We start from the raw sequence: 18729 nt of genomic DNA, 5'->3' as shown, positions 1-18729 counted from the left end.
TTTAGCGTCGTACGCATAGCCTCGTTCAGCGTAAGCCTTGGTCCGTGACTCCTCAAAGAGGGCCGCAGCTACGTCATCTCGGAGAAGAGGATGAGTCGGAGCCAGCTCGGCCAGGGCTTTCCGTAGCGCGCGAACGTAGTCAACACTGACCTTGCGCTCAACATGTTCGTTGAGTTCCGCATTCAAGACAGCGGACAGCCGTCCCTGCAATTTCTGTGAGTGCTCGGCCCATTCAGCAACCGCTGTTTGCCCATCTCGCACGGCTGCATTTCGGGCTGCCATCCCGGCGGCCAGACCATTCGTGTAGTTGCTCATCGCGCTCTACCTTATTCGATGTCGAGGGCCATCTGCCTCGGATACAGCCTCATCACAGGTATCGCCTCTCGCCGGCGAATTGACGTCGCTGCCTTGTACCTCTCCAACCTCCAACCCAGAGATCAATACGTCGGCAACCGCCACAGCGTGGGGCTTCAATCCGATTTTGCCATCAATAGCATCTTGCAGCTCACGCGGCATGCGACCCGCACGGATTTCTCGTAGCCAAAATGCCAGATCCTCGACTTCAAATACCAGCCGGCTGCGATCGGCGTCTGCCGCGCGTAGGATTCGCTCGCAGTGCCGCAGGTATACGGACCAGGCCTCCGAATTTCTGGCCATGGCCCGCTCGATCAACAACATATCCTTCGCCTGCAGCAACGCAGTCCGACTCGCGGTGGCGATACTCTTCGCCTGATGGTATTGCCGGTCCGCGTGGAGTTCGGCAAACACGTATTGATCAGCACGCAGCGTGTCACCCTCGATGCTGGTCAACGGAATCTTGGCGTAACGTGCCCGATGTACTGCCAGATCCGCTTCTGCCCGAGCTTTAAGCAAGAGAAGTTGTCGCCCCACGGGGTCTTTCTCTTTGTTCGCAGCCCGCATAGCAATGTCGTAGCGACGCTCAGCAAGCGCGACCAAATCTTCCTTAGTTGGCTCGTAGCCGATCACCGTGATCCCCGTGAGCTGCCCCTGCATCCATACCCGTCGGCGAAAATCGATTGAGCCAGCGACTTCGGTCCCAGTCCACCCCTTCTCACGCGCGAGCTGCAATGCTGCTCTCACGACTGTGTCTGGCGAGCGTTCGAACCGTATCCGATCGCCCAAATCATGGAAGGCGGGCGATTGGCTTCGCCTCCACGCATAGGTGCCGTTAACCAGACGGACAAATAGAAGATCAATAGTGCGGTTGCTGCGTACCGGACGCACCAATTCTTCGAGCGCAACCGCTTCTGCCCGCAGAACATTCTCCGATTCCTCCCCCTCGCGCGCCTTCGCTGCAGCAGCAAGCTTCTCAATGAGGGACACATGTCTGCCCTGGTCAAAACCGGTCCTCTTGGCCAGGTTGGCCCATTTGTACTTGGAGCCGAGGTCAGACGCCTTCATCACCTCGCCATCAAGGCGGAACGAAAACCCATTCATCCGCCCAGTGCTGGCCAAGTTGGGGACAAGCTGCAACCCAGCTTCATCACAAATCTGTACAAAGCCCTCAAAGCTGCCAGCTTGGATTGCACGATTCAAAATGACCTGCATGCGCTCCTTGAGAGACGTCTGCCCGGTGCGTTTCTTCCGCGCCGCCTCCCCCTTCGCTCGCTTCGGGTGTTCAGGTTCGCTATTCCGCCCGGGCGTCAATCGCAACCCAAACTCGCGCTCCAGCGCCTGTGTCGACTCAATCGCAGCCCTCACATCATTTCGGCCGTGCCACAAAGTGGCATCGAGACCAATTCGGCTAACAACAAGATGCACATGATCGAAATCGGTGTCGTCATGGCGCACCGCTACCCACATGTGATTCTCGTCGTCGATACCCATGAGCTGCAGATGACGCTTGCAAATTCGCTGCCAAGCGATGCTATCAAGCCGCTCACCCTTAGGCAGCGCTAGCGAACAGTGCCAAACCGGGTTCTTGGCTTCGGGCCGGAGCTTCCGGCAAATAGCGAACTCGGCCGCCAAGCCACGTGGGTCGGTAGCGGCCATGTTGCCGCCGACGATTGAAGCACGGTCGCCCTTCCCTTTCTGCCCCGCCCCAAAGACATACGCCAGCAGGCCTCGAAACCCATTGCCTCGACCGACTTTGGCCTTCATCGCTGCTTTTCGCTCAAGACTTGCAATGCCAGCGACTTCGCGACTGCGGCCAGGCGCCGGATGACACTCTCGTCGACACCGGTAGCGGTACCCGCATTCAGGTGGTGGGCGATCTGATTTAAGTTGCTGCCAACGCGTGCCAGCTCAAGATACGTCTCCCGATTGACTGCAGGGATCTCTGCTCGCGCCGGCACCACCGAACCCATCGCAGCCTGGCGAATGAAGGTCGCTGGCGGAAGACCTGCCTCAGATGCACGTCTTTCTATATGCGCCCGCTCGCCTCTGTTTAGCCGGATAGCCACCACATGTCGCAGGCCACGTTCCGGAACTTCCGCCATCCCATCCCTCATCTGCCCTCCAAACTCTCATGGTGGGGAAGCAAAGCGCCCCACCTACCCCGTAGGGCGAGGTGAACTCCGGATGAAGCGTGCTAGCACGCGTAATACGGAGTTATACCTCGCTACCCGCCTAATCTGAGAGCAATATAGGGTTGCGCCAGCCAATTTAACAAGCCGGGTCACGGTGACCTATTTTTATGGTCGAATCTCTATAAATTTGGCCACATTGACTATCTAGCCCACTGAGCTAGGAAATTTAGTCAACAGTGACCTACGCTTGCGTAAAAACCAATCAAATTTAGGTCACAGTGACTGCATATGTTTCGAAACTTGGGTCACAGTGATCCTTCTCTACATAGAAATTGGGTCACATTGACTCCAATTGAGCCCATCATCAGGTTTGGATCACAACGAATCCAGTTTGGCGTGTTCTTTGTAGTGTTGTTTTAATGTTCAAAACCAAACTACCTGAAGCAGGTGTTCTCGTAGCGTCAAGCTAGGGCACAAATCGCTCTACGTGGGTGATCGAAATCCCCTGAACCTTCGTGCTGACGCCAACTTCCAGAGCAGGCTCGTCGAGGTAACTCGGATACCCCGCCGCCCTAAGTGAAGAATGGCCAACTTGAGATGCCTCTCGCTCCCATCGTCCGCAGCCCACGCCGCGCGACTGACACGGCCGCTTTCCGCTCTGATGAGCAGTTGAATACTCGTCAAACCACAGGTAAATTACGCACCCCGAAGCGACTGACCGGATGAGATCGAGCGCTTCCTGGCGGCGAAAGCCGTACCCGCGCAAGGCGGGTCGAAAGTGGTGTCCGGATCTGCTTCACAGCTTTTGAAAGAGGCGCCTTCGGCGCCTCTTTCCATTTCTGCGCCACCGATTGATCGCAGGATATGCGTACGCCAATGTGACTCACATTTCCACGAACCACCGGTGCCCTTAGGTCACATTGACTTATCGGAGCCCTGTGGATATCTCCCCATATCTTTTCACTTTACCTACACGGTGAAAGTTTATGGGGTTATAGGTGAAAGCTTATGGGGCACCCACATCCCCACATTTGTTCACCTATAGCCCCATAAACATTAACCTTCCAGCCCCATATCCTTTCACCTTCAGCGCGAATTATCCTTTCCATTCATAGCCTTATAAGCACGTATACGTATACAGTTTGTTTGTTATTTAAGAACAAACAGACAAACTAAAGACACAGCCTGCACGCCAGTTTGGCGACGGCGGTACATCAAGCTATGGACAGCCGCTACGCGGCCCGCATGGACCGGCTGATGGACAACCCGATGGACAGGCTACACGCCTGCCCACAGGTTGCCCACGAACCGGCCCACACTTGTCCACAGCAGCATCGGTATGCGCGCCAAAAGCACGACCGGCCAGCCACAAGTGTCCCTGCAACACAAAATCGCTCAGAGTGGTTGTAAACGTGCACTGAGGCACCACTGCGACCCCTTACTACCAAATAACCTGCACTCACGCCCCTCCGGGGCATGATGCCGTCGATTTCGCGAAGCAGTAGTGCGATGGTTCCCAGACGCGGATGAAGCTTGACGAGGCGGCCGACAGGCCGGATCGGTAAAGCTGCTAGGCTACCTACGAGACAGGGAGTTGATATGAGTGACCCCGTGGATACAAAGATGCCGGCCACACCCTCCGCGCCGAAAGTCGTGATTCGCCGCTCCTCGAAGCGCGTGGCAGTCACCGCTGCCATGAAGGAACGGCTGCGCAGCAACGCGAAGGTGTCCACCCGTGATGTCTTCCCAGAGCTGCCAGAATGGCGGATCGTGCGATAGATCAGAACGAGCGTTGTAGCTCGCCTTTCATAGTGGGCTCGACGGACGGGGCACCGGTCGCGCAGAGGACCAAATCACGCTCAAGAACCAAGCTTTGCAACAGAAAACGCATGCCGATAACGGCCAGGTGCCCCCCAAGCTCAGTGAGGGGGGGCGCGAGCCCATCGCCTCGAACCCTCAAAACGCAGTTGGCACAACAGCACACCAGCTTTGCAGAGCACGTCACACGAGTTTTGCCCCTGTCTGTGCGGTCCGCTGCTCCTTCGGACTTCGCTGCACCGGCTCCCCATGGCGTCCATCGGAGAAATTTCAATAAAAATCAAACAGTTAGATGCAAATCTCTTCCGGCGAAAACTAACTAAAGTTGGGGGCCCGGAAACCACCTTGTGCGCATCCCATGTGCTGTTTTCCGAGCAACTGCTTGGGCCAGCCGCTCGTTTGAGTTGACACCGAAGCCAGGACTTGACAAAATATTCTTCATCTGTCGCACAACGGACTAACTTAGAGGTCGCTTGTGCGGGGTAACCCCTCGCAGCCACCGGCTGCGTACGGATAGCGAAATCTGCGGTTACGGCAGATTTCCCCTCTTGATCTGCGCACCTCGCTCAAGAGCGGTAAGAAGGGGTGTGCCCCCGTCCGACAGGAACTGGATCCAATCCAGTGGGCACGCGGAAGGAGTCAGCCTTCTTGCAGCAAGCGGAATCCTCGGCGCTTGTTGTGACATAGATATCCCGAGCAGAACATTGTAATCACCTCAAGTGGCAACGCTTGAGGTGATTGCGTTTGTGGGCGCCGAATGCATATCTCTTCTACCCTCTCACCGACGGAACAAGCATTTGTTGAAACAGCTCTGGCGGGTTACCTCGCAAGTAAGGGGCCATTCATCCTCGGCGCTGAGCTGGGCCAGTTTGTTACTCAGGCCATCAGACCGCGGACGGTAAAGCAGCTTGGCGGGCTAAAGAAAATCGCTGCTACCGATTTGGAAGGGTTGCTCCAAGAGACGGCCCCAGATCCAGACGCGGTCGACGTCGTCTATGAGATCCTCCCCTCCCGAGTTCAACGACCGCTTCCGCAGGATCTCGCCAACGCCAAGGGCGGTGTCATGGAGGTGGCCGGAAAATCTCTGTGGCGCATCTTCTCCAACCCGCGCCGTGATAACGACTTACTTGTCGACGGAGACGGGCGTATCTTCGCAAGCGCACCAGGCGCCGTAGCCCCCGAGACCTACCAGCAGCTCGCAAAACCTACCGAGGAACAATTTCGAGCACTAGCAGAACAATTCGCCGATAGCCAGACTGACCTCGCCCAGAAGAGTTTCCTCAAGGCTGCGCTCGCACCGGAGGACTACTATGACGGTTGGATTAAAGAGTTGCGCCGACTGCGCGGGCCATCGTCGAATTTGCTGCGTGAATGGGAGACGTTGAAGTCGGAGTACGTAGCCAAACAGCTCCATGACAGCCTATTGGCTTGCAATGCTGACAACGTGCGGGCGACAGAGATTGTTCGTTTGGCGCGCCCCAACGTTTACTCCAATGCGGTCGCGCATAGCGCGCCCGCCGTTGCTGGACAACACAAAGCAAGCCATCCCCCCTCCCAGCTTTCCAGTGCTGGGGCCGAGTTGTCCGAACTCAGGAATATCCTCCATCACGCGATTGATCTAATGTCGTTTGCCGAACTGCGTGAGCTGAAAATCTCAGCCGGGGTGTATTACGACGCGACGCAGCAGGCGAAGTTGAGATAATCCTTCGCTATGCGGCAACTGGTGATCGTCTGCGGGCGTGAAAACGCGACAGCAGTGCGCAAAGGGCTAGCGATGTACGGCCACCCTCGGGCCGTGTCCGACTTCGTGAGCGTAGTCGACCTTGATCTAGAGACGGATCTCGACCCACATCAATTGCGAGGGCGTGTCTATGAGCTCGTAAAAAGACATCCTGCGGCAAGTAAGGCCACCGGCGAGCCACTCGTCTGTACCACGCGAGAAATATCGAAAGCACTAAGCATCAACGTACTAAAAGGGATGATCCCGCTGGAGGCCGAGATTGTTCGGGCTCGCGACCTTTGTTCCTTGCAAGCCACTGATGGGTCTCCACTTATCTGCCGACTGCTGAATAAGTGCGACCTGTCACTGAAAAACGCTACCGCACACTACATCTCCCAATGGGACCATCACCAGCTCGGGCGTCCGGAAGTTCTGGCGTGGTTGGAGCAATTTGGTGCACTCGGAAAATTCAGGTGGATCGGCGAAGCAATCCTCCGGAGTCTTCGCATTATCGATGCCAACGAGCTTGGGCAAGGCTTTGCGTCAGTTTTTAATGGCATGGACGGCGAGCTGTGCGTCAATCGCGATGCCCGTCGGCATGGGAAGAGTGGCGACACGATCGCGACATTGATAACGAAGCGCAGCAACCGTATTGTCCACGAATCGCCCGCAACCGCCATTGACCAACACGGCAAACGCAAGATCATCCTATTTGAGGATGGGCTGTGGTCTGGAACCGAGGCCATGGGCGTCATCGAGAGCTTACAGGGTAAGCGGCAGGGCAAAGAAAAGACCCGCGCACTGCAGGATCCAGCATGCCTGAGTGAGGTTGAATTTACCTTTGCCTACGGAGTTGCCACAGACTACGGCCAGTCCGTCGTAAGACGGTTCATCCATGACGTGGGCCTAAACGGGATCTTTACGGTTGTGGCCGCAGAGACCGTTTCAGTGGCCAGCGATAAGCTGCTGTCGGATATTGAAAGTGGCCTCCTACCCTTGGATGAAATTCGCCGAATAGGGCCGCCTCTGTCTGAACTTCGCCCTTACATAAACAAGGAGTTGATCAAGGACTCCAGCGTGCCTGCAGCACAGCAGCAGGAAGCGGCAACTTTTTGCTCGGAAGTCGGCCGGCAGCTTTTTGCCGCCTACCTTGAAGGTATGCAGAAAACTGCCAATTGGGACCCGTGGCCGGAAGAGAAAGTAGCTACGTGCGGCCTCGGTATGAATGGCTTAGGAATGGTGCACGCCTTCAGCCACTCGGTGCCTAAGGCGACTCTACCGTTGATTTGGGGTAATGGTCTCGTGGAGTGGAAGGGACGCCACGTCAACTGGCGACCTCTACTGCCAAATGCCTGATCAGAGCGCAGAGTGGACTTATCACCGCAGTACCGGCAGATGACGTGCGACGACATGCTGACCTGGCCTTCAACAGAGCTTGAATAGCAGCGCCACAGAAGCACCTCGATGAAGGACAGGCTGGCCACCCGCTCGAACTGAGTACCCCTGCCAGTCGCGGCGGTGACGCAGGCATATGCAATTGCGGTTCAATCGGGCACGCAACACCGTTAGTCAACTCGTGCCGCGCAGACGCCAGAAATCTCTACTCCTGAGCAGTATTAAATCTGCGCGGGGCCGGAATGTTCGACTGGACGCTCAAGTTCCATTGATAACAAGCCGATATGCAGCTTTACGAGAGACCTTTATAACCCTTGATCCACGCGGATATCGTGACGTCAGCTCCAATCAAGTTTTTCAAAAGTCCCGCGGACGTAAAGCTACCGCCGATTCCAGAGTCTCTCGTGCATAACGCTAACGCGCTTTACGCTTCGTTGAACCAGCCGGGACGCTCGTTGGGTGAGCAACTGAAACAGGTCTACACATACCTGGACGAGTTCAGACCGTATGTGAACTCTTTCGTCTCCTGCTCCAAGGGCTGCTCACATTGCTGTTCAATAGATGTCCAGTTGACGACCCTTGAAGCTGAGTACATACAGGTCTACGCAGGAGTCCCCCTTGATGCAAGGGAAGGGCTGACAACGGGACACCGGACTCCCTGCCCGTTCCTAACCGATGCTGGGGCATGTGGAATATACGAGCACCGGCCGGTCGTTTGTCGTATCTATCATGCACTCGGGGATCCAAAAAACTGCTTGCCGGGTCGCTCACAAATTCAGTATGGTGCGCCCCCCAAATATGGGAACGATATTTTCGCGAATCTAGTCCGTTGGGTACACCATGTCACCGCGCACGCGAACGGTACATGCAAGGATATTCGGAATTTTTTCCCATATCCTCGGGCACAGGTTCAATCGTTCCTATCGCAACGGACGCGCTGAACACAGCTTGCCAGAGCGGCAACTACCGGCGCGAGGAGAAACCGAACATGCCTCGCCGGCTACAGCGCCCGTGCCATAGCTCTCCCGGCCGAGCACCTCGCATGTTGCGCGTACGGCCACATGAGTTCTTTTCAGCGACACAAGCTCTCGATGACGCCTGCGTTCCCCTCCTCGGGATCATCAAAAGTGCCCGCACCCCAGCAATCTGTCGAGCCGGTGTGGTGGGAGAAAACAGTCGAGTATCTCTACGCATCAAGGGAGATGGCTCAGTACGCATTCGTTGCCCCGCTCGCCGGGAAGCATGAAGCGGCTGGCGATCTGGTACTGCGCGACCTCAACGCGCGATGGAACTTGGTTGAGTTCAAACGTGCAGAACCTGACATCGACTCTGAACGTGAGAAATATGACTGCGTCAGCGATGCGTTCAAGCTCTTCGTGACCGCATTCGGCACAGGCAAGAGAAACCTGCCTCATTTCATCGTATTTGGACACCTTGACGAACAAGGCACGCTAGCTCTTCAAGCGAGGCACTATTGGGGACGTTGGACAGGGGTTGAGATCGCAACGGATCGGTCCGTACCCGTCAATGCGATCAGCAGATTTGGTCAAACATATGAGCACTTCATCAGCTACCTCAGCATCCTGCTTACTCTCAAGTCCAGGACAAACTCGACCTCCGCAAGTCGCCCCGAGTTTCAATCCGTCATTGGGATCACTGGCAATTGCGCAATAGCTGTTCCCCTGTCAGATTTCATCGACGGAACCCCACAATTGGCACATAGGCTCCCCCCTGAGTCAGCGGAGACTGTTTTACATTCCCCAACGCAGGCGGCCGATACGGACTGCGCGCCCTGAAGCGACAATCTTCCTTCGACGTACCGAGTGTGGCAAAGCCTAGGCTTTTGCGCCTAAAAACGCGTGCCGATAATAGCTCGCGACTAAAGTCTCGAACTGTCACGCGCCCTGCATACGTTCGATGTCGAGGGCACGCTGGCGCCCCGCGGCAGTCAGTTGCAGGAAATCACGGTCACTGGCAAAGGGTTGCTCCAACAACCCTTTTGCGATCAGCTCGTCGGCAATCGCTTGCACTGCAAGCCGGGAGAGTGGCAAGCGTTCGTAGTCGAGATACCTTATGTTGAGCGATTGCTTGTCGTTGCGCCCTACGGCCAAGAGCATGTTGGCTTGATCCGGTGTGAGGCTATCATCAGACCGCCACGTTGTAACAACGTGCGTCACCACACGATACCCCTTGCCAAAAAACTGCGCCAACCAGATTGCCAGCAATGTACCCGTGAACAGCATCACAGCAACAAGCGCAAAACCCCAGGGTTCCGGCGCGGCAGGCACATAGCCGGGAGCGAGCCGATTACCGACATATAGGCCCGCACTGGCAACAAAGGCTGCGGTGACCACGGAGCGCGACAGGTTCAGGTGTTTGAGCAATGCAGTCCAGTCCATCCCCTACCCTCCAAATCCTCATTTCTTGAGATTAAGTCGTCCGGTGACCACCGTGCCACTGACCGCGCCAGCATCGGGCAGGCCATGTGAACCCGCACGGAATGCCTGGACCGATGTTTGTCCGCAAGTCGCAGCAAACGGTCGAGAGGGAACCCTTGCCTGAGTTCACCTACTGAACCTCAAAATCAAGGCTCTGCATGAGCGTGCGCATGGTCTTCACGGGTGAACGCGCTGCCGACCGAATCATGCCGCGTCCGAAGAGTAGTTGAGACTCCTCGTCATCCAGCGCTTGCTCATCATCCCGAATCTGCGCCAGGGAAAGCAGATTCACTAGGGCCTGCACGTAGTCAGAGACCCATCCCCCAGGTTGAGCAATGCGCTGGACCACGTCTTGTAAGAGCGCAACGCCGCGCTCGTTTGCTTGGGAGTCGTCAGCGCGAATACCGTCGAACAGCTCGGGATATTTGACTCGTAACGCGACGAGGAAGCTCAGAAGAGCGGGCCAGCGGGGCCTCACCAAGAAGCACATGGCGCAAGCACGCTCGACCTCACGGAGCGACAAACGGAAGGCCTCGGCCCATACAGTCAGATGGTGCCCCAACTCACCACCGTCGTCGCCGTAGTCGTAGCGGCGCAATACATAGCTGACGAACCCGCGCATGAAATGCGCGCCTCGATCCAGCTCCCATGAACGGGGGCGCGGCAAGGCAAGGGACAGGTGCAGGAACTTGCCCAGATAGGTCGCAGCGTCCGTTTCCGCACCGTACACGCCTTTGACAGCCGTTTCGAGCTGGCGGCGATTCATGACTAGGACGAATACGAGGTTCGGCACGTCAAAGTAGTGCTTAATACGTTCGAGCAAGCGCACCGCAAACGCCGGCCGGCACCGGTCCAACTCGTCGATAATGATCACCACCGGCTTGTCATCGTTGCCTTTGGCAAAGGTCTCCAGCTCCTTGCGGAAAGCCCGCATCGAATCGCGCTCTTTGTCATGCTGCTCGATGCGACGCTTAACCCACGCCTGCGCCGCGTCGGCGCCTTTCTCCCCCGCCTTCGCAACCTGGTCGGACCATTCGCTGGCGAGATCCGCAGTGCCGACGGCTTTGCCCACCAGGTTGATGGTCATCTTGGCGGCCATTGGCATCAAGGCCTTGCCGACCTGGGCAGCCTGATTGCTCAGCCGCTCCGCAAGCGATTTGTCGGCTGCACTCAGCCGCCGCACTTCGGCCGCCAACAATAGAAACGGGTCTTCGACGTAATCGTTCTCGAAGGCATCGATCCAACCAACGCGGTAATTTTCCGCCTTGAGATACGCGGCCCAGTGGCGAGCGAACCAGGTCTTGCCCTCGCCCCATGGAGCATCAAGAGCGATCACAGCACCCAGGCGCAGACGTGCGAGATAGCCGGTCAATTGCTCGGCCAAGCGGCGCCGGTCAAGCACGTCACCCTCGAACGGGTTGACAATGGTGTCCCAGCGATCGGTGGGCAAAGTCAGTTGCGAAGCTTCAGACATGGCACGGGCGTAGTGTAGAAGTAGCTAATTTCGGCAGGACAGCGATTTTTGGGCTGAAACGCCGCGCAGATAGCAGCAAGTTATCTGCAATGGCGGAAACACAGCGAAAAAGCCGCCAAAAATCGGCGGCTTTAGTTTGTATCCTCCTCCCAATGGCTACCGATGCGTGGCTTGGCCGAGTGCGCGAGCTGCAGCTGCTCGCACTTCAGCGGCCTCGCGCGCGTTGAGAATCTTGATCAACTCCTGCCGTGCCACCGAGCCCCCAATGATCCCGAGCCCCTCAATTGCCGCAACACGCAGCCCAACAGCTTCCCGACCGTTCAGAATCTGAAGCAGTGAATTGAGCGCGTCCGTTTCGTTTGCCATAGTGTCCTCGATATAATTAATTGTGCAGCCATGTTACTTCTGCCGCGTGGGGCCGGTGGCGCGCAAGGCCGTCAAGGCCGATCGGGCCACGCGCATCGTCTGATGCCTCCAGGCCTCCTCTCAGTATCTTTATTCCTGCAGCAACGACAAAAAATCTGCCATTGGAAGGCTAATGATCGACGATCAATCTGTCTTCGCTCGCACCAGCAACTTCCACCGGATCGGCGGCTGGTCCGTCCCATGCTGGTGATGGTTTTGTGGCGGGAACGGGTCGCCTTTGTTGCTGGCTACCTCCTTGTTGCATCCTGTGCAACGGTAAATGCCAGATAGCGGGACCGTCTCTCCCGGTTTGTGGACCGCGTTCCAATGCGAACGATCTGCCACACCTTTAGTTACGCGGTTTGCATCGATATACCACGCCATATCCCCCCCTCTACCAGCGTGCGCTGTTGTCGGTCGAGAACACAATGTGAAGGCAAACAGATGTGATTCAAGGACGCTTCCATTAAAACTATTGGTCAAGGATGACCTGCAATAGTTTGGCTACATTGAGCGCGTCATCCAGGGCTCGGTGGTGCGCACCATCAAGCGGTAAGCCGGCCAACTCCAAGGCCTTCGCCATACCAACCTCCTTGCCAATACGTCGTGCCTTGGCGAACAGCCGCTTCGCATTCACGTGAGGTAGGTCAATGGGTAAGGCGATGCCGTGTCGCGCGCTGTCACGTTCAAGCTGCTTGCAGTCCCACGCGCCCCAACTTGCCCACACCGAGTTGGGCTGCCCGCAGTACGCTACGAACGTCCGTAGGGCCTCGGCTACTGCAGGGAACAGGGGGGCGCTGTCTACGTCGGCCTGACGGATACCCGTCAGCGCCGAACAGAATGGGGTGAGTCGGGGATTGACAACTGGGCGCACGAAGGCCTGAAAACAATCCACCACAGAACCATCGGCCATCCACACTGCACCGACCTCAATGCATTCCATATCGAACGATGGCGCGTTTTCGTCGCACGTGGCTTCGAGATCTACAACCAGAATGTTTGGCATGGCCGGCCAGATGTTTGGATTGGGAAAGTATCCATCAATGGTCGCAAGGCAAGGCCGCAGTGTGGGCAAGCGTGGAAAACCTCGTGGGCAGGCTCGTGGTCAACCCGCAGGGTTGTCCAACAGCCTGTCCATCAGGTTATCCATGCGGGGCGCGCAGCGGCTGTCCACACAGGAGGCCGCGTCAGTCCCAGCAATCCTCCCGGAGGTCTCGCCACCAAAGCCATGCCAATGTGCGTTGACTCGGAAATGCGCTTTCCCCATAAACGTTCACCTTCAACCAAGGAACACGGGCGATCACGCTAACGGCTCCCTCCGCTTACGCGTACTGCCAACTCGTCATAGGGTTCCCCGCCGTTCGGCACGTCATGTTCGCCCGCACCATAGTCAGCAGGCGCATGTTTCTCTGCTCTGCCAAACACGCATGCGTGCGGGATTTTGTTTGCACCAATCAACAGTGGTTGCTTAACGACTGTGCTGACATCGTCGTAGCCAAACTCACAGCTATCGACGACAACCCGTGCATCGGCTGGATATGTGCGCAGGATTTCAATCAGTTGTTGGACGGTCATTGTTCGTCCTCCATGAGCTCGGTCAGGTTTGCTGCGAAGAGATCGAACGCTGCCGCAGCTGCGGCAACCGGTGCCAATCGCTCCCGCTGCCGACGGATAACACCCGACAGATCGCCTCTTTGTTGGCACGCCCGAACAAGTCGATGCAGCGATGGCCGCAGAAAATTCATGAGATCACTAGGTACCGCGTCATCCAAATCTGGCTGCGCCTCAATCAGAAGGCTGGCGACGAAGAACCGCGATATGCTGCTAGTAGCCATGATTCACCTCTCTCACAGGTGGGTGGTGGTCAGGCGCGCATGAGGTTGCAGCCTCGCATGCGCCGCCTGAATCGCTTTCGCGACGTTGTGTTGCTCTTGCCCCATAAACATTCACCATTGCGCGGCGGGGCCTATGCGCGACGGTGCTGAAGCCATGGTGTACGCCGGGGCTGTAGTACCCCAAAGCCTCTAACCCAGTTTTCGCGCCAAATCTCTGGCGCGCGGGTGGTAGTACCTCTTGAGCATTTGCACCGTCTTATGACCAGTGACCGCTGAGAGCTCTAAGATGTTGTCCAGCTTTTCCGCAATACGGCTCGTCGCTTCGTGGCGGAGATCGTGGAAATGGAGATCCTGAAGCCCCGCTCGGACCGCAGCGCGGCTAAACGACTTTTTGACGGCGTCTGCACTGACCGGGAACACTTGGCCTGAGATATGTCGAGGAAGCCCAGCCAGCGTGGACGCTGCTCGGGTGGACAGTGGCACGTCGCGGGCATCGCCATTCTTCGTGTCGTGGAGTCTTACATAGCGGTCCTGCAGTTCAACGTCCTGCCAACGAAGCGCCAACAACTCGCTGCGCCGCATAGCCGTCTCGACAGCTAGGACGACCAGGGGGCACATCCACGGGTTACTTGGACCGGTAAGCCGCCCTTTCTCGTCACGAGGGGGCACTTCAAGCGCTGCAAGCAAACGCTCCTCCTCACCGAGAGCCAGCCGGCGAGTGCGGCCGCGATTCTCCGGTGGGCGACGAATCATGGAAATTGGATTGTCGACGTGCACACCCCATTCCTTGCGTGCGACGTTGATGACGTGAGAAATAAGGTTCAGGTCCCTGTTGGTCGTCGAGCCTGATACCTCTTTGAGGCGTTTATCCCGCCACTGCGCCATGAGCTTCCCAGACAAGGCGGCAACCTTCGTCTTGGCGATCGGATCCCTAAGAAGGGAAGCAACCCGATACCGTTCCGATTCCCTGCCTTTCTTTTGGCTGGACACCTCGACGGCGTAGCGCTGCAGGAGATCACCAAGGGTGTTTTTCTCAGCCTCGGTGCGGTCGATATAGACGCCCCGCTCCATCTCTGACTCGATGACGGTTGCCCAAGCGCGAGCGTCTGATTTTGTGGAGAAACTACGGGAGAGCGTTGGCCACCCTCTACGGCGGACTCGTGCTTCCCAATAGCTTCCTCGCTGTCGAATCGTTGCCACTTCTCATCTCCAAAGCTCTGCGCGTAGGCGCGTGGAGCAAATCTGGAGCAGCTGTTCCGATTCAGCGAGGGTGCAAAATTCCGTGTTAGTGATTCCTAACCCGGAAATGAAGAAAGCCAGCACGAGGCTGGCTTTCCAAAATTGGTGGGTGGTACAGGGATTGAACCTGTGACCCCTGCCGTGTGAAGGCAGTGCTCTACCGCTGAGCTAACCACCCGAATGCGGTGAAAACGAGATTATGGCGAAAAGGCGCAGCCGTGTAAATACCCTGGCCGCACATTTTTTTGATCAGGCAACCGGCGGCGCAGATTCCACAGCTTCGCGCGTCCAGACGGTCTTGCCGCCGCTGGCCTTGTCGATTTCCTTGAGCACGCCGGCATGCGCTTCGGCCTCGGCTTCGGTTGCCAGCAGCACCGGCAGTTGCAGCGCGCTCAGATCGACAGAGACGGCTTCGGCCAATGCGCCTTCGCCTGACTCCAGCATGTCGATCACCAGCGTGTTCTGGCCGCGCGTCATGGCGAGGTAGACCTCGGCCAGCAGTTCCGCATCCAGCAATGCGCCGTGCAGCGTACGGTGCGCGTTGCTCACGCCCAGACGGTCGCACAGCGCGTCCAGGGAGTTGCGCTTGCCCGGGAACATCTGGCGAGCCTCGCGCAGCGTGTCGATGTGGCCCGACAGGTGTTCACGGAATGCCGGCAAGCCGAGGCGCTGGAATTCCATGTCCAGGAAGCCCAAGTCGAACGCCGCGTTGTGAATAATCGCCTCGGCGCCCTGCACGTAGTCGCGGATCTCGTTAACGATCTCGGCGAACTTCGGTTTGTCGGCCACGAACTCGTTGGTGATGCCGTGCACGGCCATCGCGCCGGCGTCGATCTCACGCTCGGGGTTGATGTAGAAATGCAGGTTGCGGCCGGTCAGGCGGCGGTTGACCATCTCCACGCAGCCGATTTCGATCACGCGGTCGCCGGTGGCGGCATTCAGGCCGGTGGTTTCGGTATCGAGAATGATCTGTCGCATCGCGCGCTCCCCTACTCTGACTGGATTACTTGAAGACGACGGTCTTGTGGCCGTTGAGCAGGATGCGGTGTTCCGCATGCCATTTCACCGCGCGGGCCAGCGCCACACATTCCACGTCGCGGCCGACTGCGGTGAGCTGCTCCGGGTCCATGCTGTGATCCACGCGCTCGATTTCTTGTTCGATGATCGGGCCTTCGTCCAAATCAGCCGTCACGTAGTGCGCCGTTGCGCCGATCAGCTTCACACCACGCTCATGCGCCTGGTAATACGGCTTGGCGCCCTTGAAGCTCGGCAGGAACGAGTGGTGGATGTTGATGGCGCGGCCTTCAAGCTTGCGGCACAGATCGTCGGAAAGAATCTGCATATAGCGCGCAAGCACGACCAGGTCGATCTGCTGCTCCTGCGCGATCTCCCAGATGCGGGCTTCCTGCTGCGCCTTCTGCGCGTCCGTCGCCTGCAGCAACGGCAGGTGCATGAATGGCACGTCGTACGACGCAGCCAGTTGGTAGAAATCGCGGTGATTCGAGACGATGGCCGCAATCTCGATCGGCAGTTGGCCGGCGCGGGCACGGAACAGCAGGTCGTTCAGGCAATGGCCGATCTTCGAAACCAGGATCATCACGCGCGGCTTGATTGCGGCGTCGAACATGCCCCACTGCATGGAGAAACGGTCGCCGATGGGCGCAAAGCGGTCACGCAGTGCGGCAAGGTCCAGCGGCTGGCCCTGCGGAACAAAATGCACGCGCATGAAGAAACGGCCCGTGAATTCGTCGCCAAACTGGTCCGAATCGAGAATGTTGCAGCCCTGCTCGAAAAGCAGGCCCGACACGGCGTGGACGATGCCCGGTTGGTCCGGGCATGACAGGGTAAGAATGAAACCGGAGTGACTCATGAAGCGTTTTATGTATTGTTGCCGGACGCAAACCGCTACGGCGCCCGGGGCAAACTCAGGCGCGCCAGGGCGTCGAGAGTGACGAGCGTCGCGTCGACCGTCATCGCGAAGTCCGCCATGATATCAAGCGCCGCGTCGGGGCTGGCACGCAAATGGCCGGCGACCTCCCCGTCCTGATTGGCGGGGATGAAGCTGTCCGGCAGCGTCAGGTTGAAGGCGAACAGCGTTTCGCACTGGATGCCCTCGGGCACTTCGCGCAGCACATCCAGCGTGCCGCACGGCACCAGTTGCGCCGCCAGATCGGCGCCGATGCCCGCCTCTTCCCAGCATTCCTTTTCCAGCGCGCCGCGTGCATCGAAGCCATGGCCGATGCCGCCGGCGACGAGGTTGTCCCACATGCCGGGGTCGATCGGCTTGGTTTCGGCGCGACGGGCCAGCCAGAGCGCCGGCTCGGCACCCTCACCGCCGTCGATCAGGCCGTTCATGTGCGCAGCGTAGGTTCGGATGCCGAAGAAACGCGCGGCGGCGCGCTCGATCAGCGCCAGCGCGGGCGTGCCCCAGCCGGTGTTGACGGCGAAACGCTCGTCGCGCCAGCCGAGCACGTGGCCGTCTTCCGCCAGGCGCATGATGACTTCGGCCAGCGCCGCGGTGCGCTCGGCCTCGTTGTCGAGCGTCTCCCGCAAATCGACCCGCTGCGTCGACACGTCGAACCACTGCGGCCAGCGCGCAAGCAGTGACGCTCTCTCTCGGCTCAGCCAGCCGACACGTTGTCCGGCAGCAATCCAAGGAACGAGCTCATCAACGTCGAACGCCAGCCGCGCGGCCAGGCCGTCCCGAATGCGCTGCATACGCTGGTCGGTCATATCAGCGCCCCACCACATCGGGCGTGCATTGTGCTTTCCGTGCAGCACGGGTCGCGCGATAATGCGGCGTTAATACAAGCCGTCATCAGACTGGAGAAACAAGGATGGATGAAATCGACGAGCTGTCGGATCTGCCGACCCCGCGCTTTATCTGGGGCTTCGCCATTGCCGTCACACCGTCCGGCGAAGTGTCGCACGATGAATTCGAATATCTGACGCACACTCGCACACCGCGCTTCACCTGCCGCGTGGTCGAACTCGAAGACGCACCGGCCGAGCCGGAAGACGAAGGCGACATCGACGGCCGCATCGTCCACTTCGACAACCCGAAGCGGATGTTCTACATCACAGACTTGGGCCTGGCGTTGATGAACTTCACGCTGTTCGACAAGGTAGACAACAAGTCCAAGCTAAAGGACGCCTGCGACCAAGCCATCGCCGACTGGCTCACCCGCCGCGAATTCCTCGACTCCGAACCGGACGACGACGAAGATTGATCGCCTAGCCCTGACCGGCGGCGCTGCCATCCTCGGCAAAGCGCAGGTCGGTCAGGCGCACATCGGCGTAGGAACGCCCGGCATCCAGCAGGGCCGAAACCTGCGCCTTCACCCGCTCTTTCTGAGCGCGCAGCGCACGCGGCGGCACGGTCGAATCCTGACCGGTGTGGTGCAGATACAGCATCTTGTAGGTGAGTTGACTCACCATCCACTGCCGCAGCACGCGGCGCCGGCCGGCATGGTCGGCTTCCAATCCATCGATCTGCCCAAGCAACGCGGAAAACGCCCGCGCCAGGCTTGCCGGCTCCGTTGCCTCGCCGGCAATGCAACGTTCGGCCAGGGCGCGCGCTTCTGCTGAGGACATGGTGTCGTCAGTTTCAACGAAGCGATCTGTCGCCGGGTCCGGACGCGGCGGCGCAGGCCGGCTTGCCAGTCGAGCAGACACCCCGGATAGCGCTTCCTGGGCACGGCGGATGGACGCTTCCAGCGCTTCCGCACTGCTCGGCACGATGCCAATGGTGGTCGGCATGTCGCTCGATTCTTCGTCGCGTTTATTGACGCCCATCACTCCCTCCGGTGATTGCCCTCGGCCATGGTGCCTGGCAGGCGAAGCGGAATTGTAGAACGCGACGCACATTTCGCGACAAATCAACGCAGATGTTCTTTATTGCCAAGGCAGCGCAAAC

At 58.2% G+C, this 18729-nt stretch carries 19 protein-coding genes and 1 tRNA gene; 6 read left to right on the top strand and 14 right to left on the bottom strand.

Translation table 11 applies throughout. The features are described 5' to 3' along the window. Positions 1–321 precede the first annotated feature (321 nt). Positions 322–2121: a relaxase/mobilization nuclease domain-containing protein gene (locus BM136_RS01895; protein WP_092969808.1), complete on the bottom strand. Its 1800-nt coding sequence runs from the start codon at positions 2119–2121 to the stop codon at positions 322–324. Beyond that, on the bottom strand, positions 2118–2327 hold the full coding sequence (gene mobC / locus BM136_RS25730; protein WP_368073436.1) for a plasmid mobilization relaxosome protein MobC: 210 nt from the start codon (positions 2325–2327) through the stop codon (positions 2118–2120). The genes BM136_RS01895 and mobC overlap by 4 nt, the downstream gene beginning before the upstream one ends. Positions 2328–4112: 1785 nt before the next feature. Between mobC and BM136_RS01885 the strand changes: the two genes are divergently transcribed. From BM136_RS01885 to BM136_RS01860, 5 genes are all read left to right on the top strand, one after another. Further along, on the top strand, positions 4113–4268 hold the full coding sequence (locus BM136_RS01885) for a hypothetical protein (RefSeq protein ID WP_254775594.1): 156 nt from the start codon (positions 4113–4115) through the stop codon (positions 4266–4268). A 796-nt stretch (positions 4269–5064) separates the two neighbouring features. Further along, a complete protein-coding gene (locus BM136_RS01875; RefSeq protein WP_092969800.1) occupies positions 5065–6009 on the top strand; it encodes a hypothetical protein in 945 nt (314 codons plus the stop codon). A 9-nt stretch (positions 6010–6018) separates the two neighbouring features. Next, a complete protein-coding gene (locus tag BM136_RS01870; protein ID WP_092969798.1) occupies positions 6019–7383 on the top strand; it encodes a phosphoribosyltransferase-like protein in 1365 nt (454 codons plus the stop codon). A gap of 371 nt (positions 7384–7754) precedes the next feature. Then, positions 7755–8363, top strand: a complete 609-nt coding sequence (locus tag BM136_RS25725) for a YkgJ family cysteine cluster protein (RefSeq protein WP_368073434.1) — start codon at positions 7755–7757, stop codon at positions 8361–8363. A gap of 150 nt (positions 8364–8513) precedes the next feature. After that, positions 8514–9218: a hypothetical protein gene (locus BM136_RS01860; RefSeq protein ID WP_139219328.1), complete on the top strand. Its 705-nt coding sequence runs from the start codon at positions 8514–8516 to the stop codon at positions 9216–9218. Between the two features lie 99 nt (positions 9219–9317). On the opposite strand, the gene BM136_RS01855 is transcribed toward BM136_RS01860, so the two are convergent. The 11 genes from BM136_RS01855 to BM136_RS01805 all read right to left on the bottom strand — a co-directional run bounded on the left by BM136_RS01855 (position 9318) and on the right by BM136_RS01805 (position 17546). After that, positions 9318–9821, bottom strand: a complete 504-nt coding sequence (locus BM136_RS01855) for a MarR family transcriptional regulator (protein WP_092969792.1) — start codon at positions 9819–9821, stop codon at positions 9318–9320. Between the two features lie 169 nt (positions 9822–9990). Beyond that, positions 9991–11334: a KAP family P-loop NTPase fold protein gene (locus BM136_RS01850; protein WP_092969790.1), complete on the bottom strand. Its 1344-nt coding sequence runs from the start codon at positions 11332–11334 to the stop codon at positions 9991–9993. Between the two features lie 156 nt (positions 11335–11490). Next, positions 11491–11700, bottom strand: a complete 210-nt coding sequence (locus BM136_RS01845; RefSeq protein WP_092969788.1) for a HEAT repeat domain-containing protein — start codon at positions 11698–11700, stop codon at positions 11491–11493. A gap of 511 nt (positions 11701–12211) precedes the next feature. Then, positions 12212–12745 (bottom strand): 3'-5' exonuclease, encoded by a 534-nt coding sequence (locus BM136_RS01835; RefSeq protein WP_092969784.1) that lies wholly within the window; start codon positions 12743–12745, stop codon positions 12212–12214. 299 nt (positions 12746–13044) lie between these two features. After that, a complete protein-coding gene (locus tag BM136_RS25070) occupies positions 13045–13314 on the bottom strand; it encodes a hypothetical protein (RefSeq protein ID WP_139219327.1) in 270 nt (89 codons plus the stop codon). Beyond that, a complete protein-coding gene (locus BM136_RS01830; RefSeq protein ID WP_092969782.1) occupies positions 13311–13574 on the bottom strand; it encodes a hypothetical protein in 264 nt (87 codons plus the stop codon). The genes BM136_RS25070 and BM136_RS01830 overlap by 4 nt, the downstream gene beginning before the upstream one ends. A gap of 189 nt (positions 13575–13763) precedes the next feature. Continuing rightward, complete coding sequence (locus tag BM136_RS01825; RefSeq protein WP_092969780.1) at positions 13764–14645, bottom strand: site-specific integrase; 882 nt, start codon at positions 14643–14645, stop codon at positions 13764–13766. 271 nt (positions 14646–14916) lie between these two features. After that, a tRNA-Val gene (locus BM136_RS01820) sits at positions 14917–14991 on the bottom strand. Between the two features lie 71 nt (positions 14992–15062). Beyond that, positions 15063–15791 carry a DNA polymerase III subunit epsilon gene (gene dnaQ, locus BM136_RS01815; RefSeq protein ID WP_092969778.1) on the bottom strand — a complete coding sequence of 243 codons (729 nt, stop codon included), beginning with the start codon at positions 15789–15791 and terminating at the stop codon, positions 15063–15065. Between the two features lie 25 nt (positions 15792–15816). Then, a complete protein-coding gene (purU, locus tag BM136_RS01810) occupies positions 15817–16683 on the bottom strand; it encodes a formyltetrahydrofolate deformylase (protein WP_092969776.1) in 867 nt (288 codons plus the stop codon). Between the two features lie 35 nt (positions 16684–16718). After that, the gene (locus BM136_RS01805) at positions 16719–17546 is read right to left on the bottom strand and encodes an NUDIX hydrolase (protein WP_092969774.1); all 828 of its coding nucleotides are present in this window, start codon (positions 17544–17546) and stop codon (positions 16719–16721) included. 104 nt (positions 17547–17650) lie between these two features. On the opposite strand from BM136_RS01805, the gene BM136_RS01800 reads away from it, so the two are divergent. Beyond that, positions 17651–18043, top strand: a complete 393-nt coding sequence (locus BM136_RS01800) for a hypothetical protein (RefSeq protein ID WP_024975412.1) — start codon at positions 17651–17653, stop codon at positions 18041–18043. Between the two features lie 4 nt (positions 18044–18047). Here the strand turns inward: BM136_RS01800 and BM136_RS01795 are convergent, their stop codons facing one another. Then, positions 18048–18608, bottom strand: a complete 561-nt coding sequence (locus tag BM136_RS01795; RefSeq protein WP_092969772.1) for a hypothetical protein — start codon at positions 18606–18608, stop codon at positions 18048–18050. Between the last annotated feature and the right edge of the window lie 121 nt (positions 18609–18729).

This window comes from Ralstonia sp. NFACC01, from assembly GCF_900115545.1.
In the GTDB taxonomy this organism is placed as follows: domain Bacteria; phylum Pseudomonadota; class Gammaproteobacteria; order Burkholderiales; family Burkholderiaceae; genus Ralstonia; species Ralstonia mojiangensis.
This window is presented reverse-complemented; position numbering and strand designations above follow the sequence as displayed.

Excerpts from the sequence above, each read along its gene's own strand:
- BM136_RS01805 (WP_092969774.1), bottom strand. The coding sequence starts at position 17,546 with ATGACCGACCAGCGTATGCAGCGCATTCGGGACGGCCTGGCCGCGCGG.
- BM136_RS01850 (WP_092969790.1), bottom strand. The coding sequence starts at position 11,334 with ATGTCTGAAGCTTCGCAACTGACTTTGCCCACCGATCGCTGGGACACC.
- BM136_RS01835 (WP_092969784.1), bottom strand. The coding sequence starts at position 12,745 with ATGCCAAACATTCTGGTTGTAGATCTCGAAGCCACGTGCGACGAAAAC.
- BM136_RS01795 (WP_092969772.1), bottom strand. The coding sequence starts at position 18,608 with ATGGGCGTCAATAAACGCGACGAAGAATCGAGCGACATGCCGACCACC.
- mobC (WP_368073436.1), bottom strand. The coding sequence starts at position 2,327 with ATGGGTTCGGTGGTGCCGGCGCGAGCAGAGATCCCTGCAGTCAATCGG.
- BM136_RS01825 (WP_092969780.1), bottom strand. The coding sequence starts at position 14,645 with ATGGAGCGGGGCGTCTATATCGACCGCACCGAGGCTGAGAAAAACACC.
- BM136_RS01895 (WP_092969808.1), bottom strand. The coding sequence starts at position 2,121 with ATGAAGGCCAAAGTCGGTCGAGGCAATGGGTTTCGAGGCCTGCTGGCG.
- BM136_RS01855 (WP_092969792.1), bottom strand. The coding sequence starts at position 9,821 with ATGGACTGGACTGCATTGCTCAAACACCTGAACCTGTCGCGCTCCGTG.
- purU (WP_092969776.1), bottom strand. The coding sequence starts at position 16,683 with ATGAGTCACTCCGGTTTCATTCTTACCCTGTCATGCCCGGACCAACCG.
- BM136_RS01870 (WP_092969798.1), top strand. The coding sequence starts at position 6,019 with ATGCGGCAACTGGTGATCGTCTGCGGGCGTGAAAACGCGACAGCAGTG.
- dnaQ (WP_092969778.1), bottom strand. The coding sequence starts at position 15,791 with ATGCGACAGATCATTCTCGATACCGAAACCACCGGCCTGAATGCCGCC.
- BM136_RS01800 (WP_024975412.1), top strand. The coding sequence starts at position 17,651 with ATGGATGAAATCGACGAGCTGTCGGATCTGCCGACCCCGCGCTTTATC.
- BM136_RS25070 (WP_139219327.1), bottom strand. The coding sequence starts at position 13,314 with ATGACCGTCCAACAACTGATTGAAATCCTGCGCACATATCCAGCCGAT.
- BM136_RS01875 (WP_092969800.1), top strand. The coding sequence starts at position 5,065 with ATGCATATCTCTTCTACCCTCTCACCGACGGAACAAGCATTTGTTGAA.
- BM136_RS01885 (WP_254775594.1), top strand. The coding sequence starts at position 4,113 with ATGCCGGCCACACCCTCCGCGCCGAAAGTCGTGATTCGCCGCTCCTCG.
- BM136_RS01830 (WP_092969782.1), bottom strand. The coding sequence starts at position 13,574 with ATGGCTACTAGCAGCATATCGCGGTTCTTCGTCGCCAGCCTTCTGATT.
- BM136_RS01845 (WP_092969788.1), bottom strand. The coding sequence starts at position 11,700 with ATGGCAAACGAAACGGACGCGCTCAATTCACTGCTTCAGATTCTGAAC.
- BM136_RS01860 (WP_139219328.1), top strand. The coding sequence starts at position 8,514 with ATGACGCCTGCGTTCCCCTCCTCGGGATCATCAAAAGTGCCCGCACCC.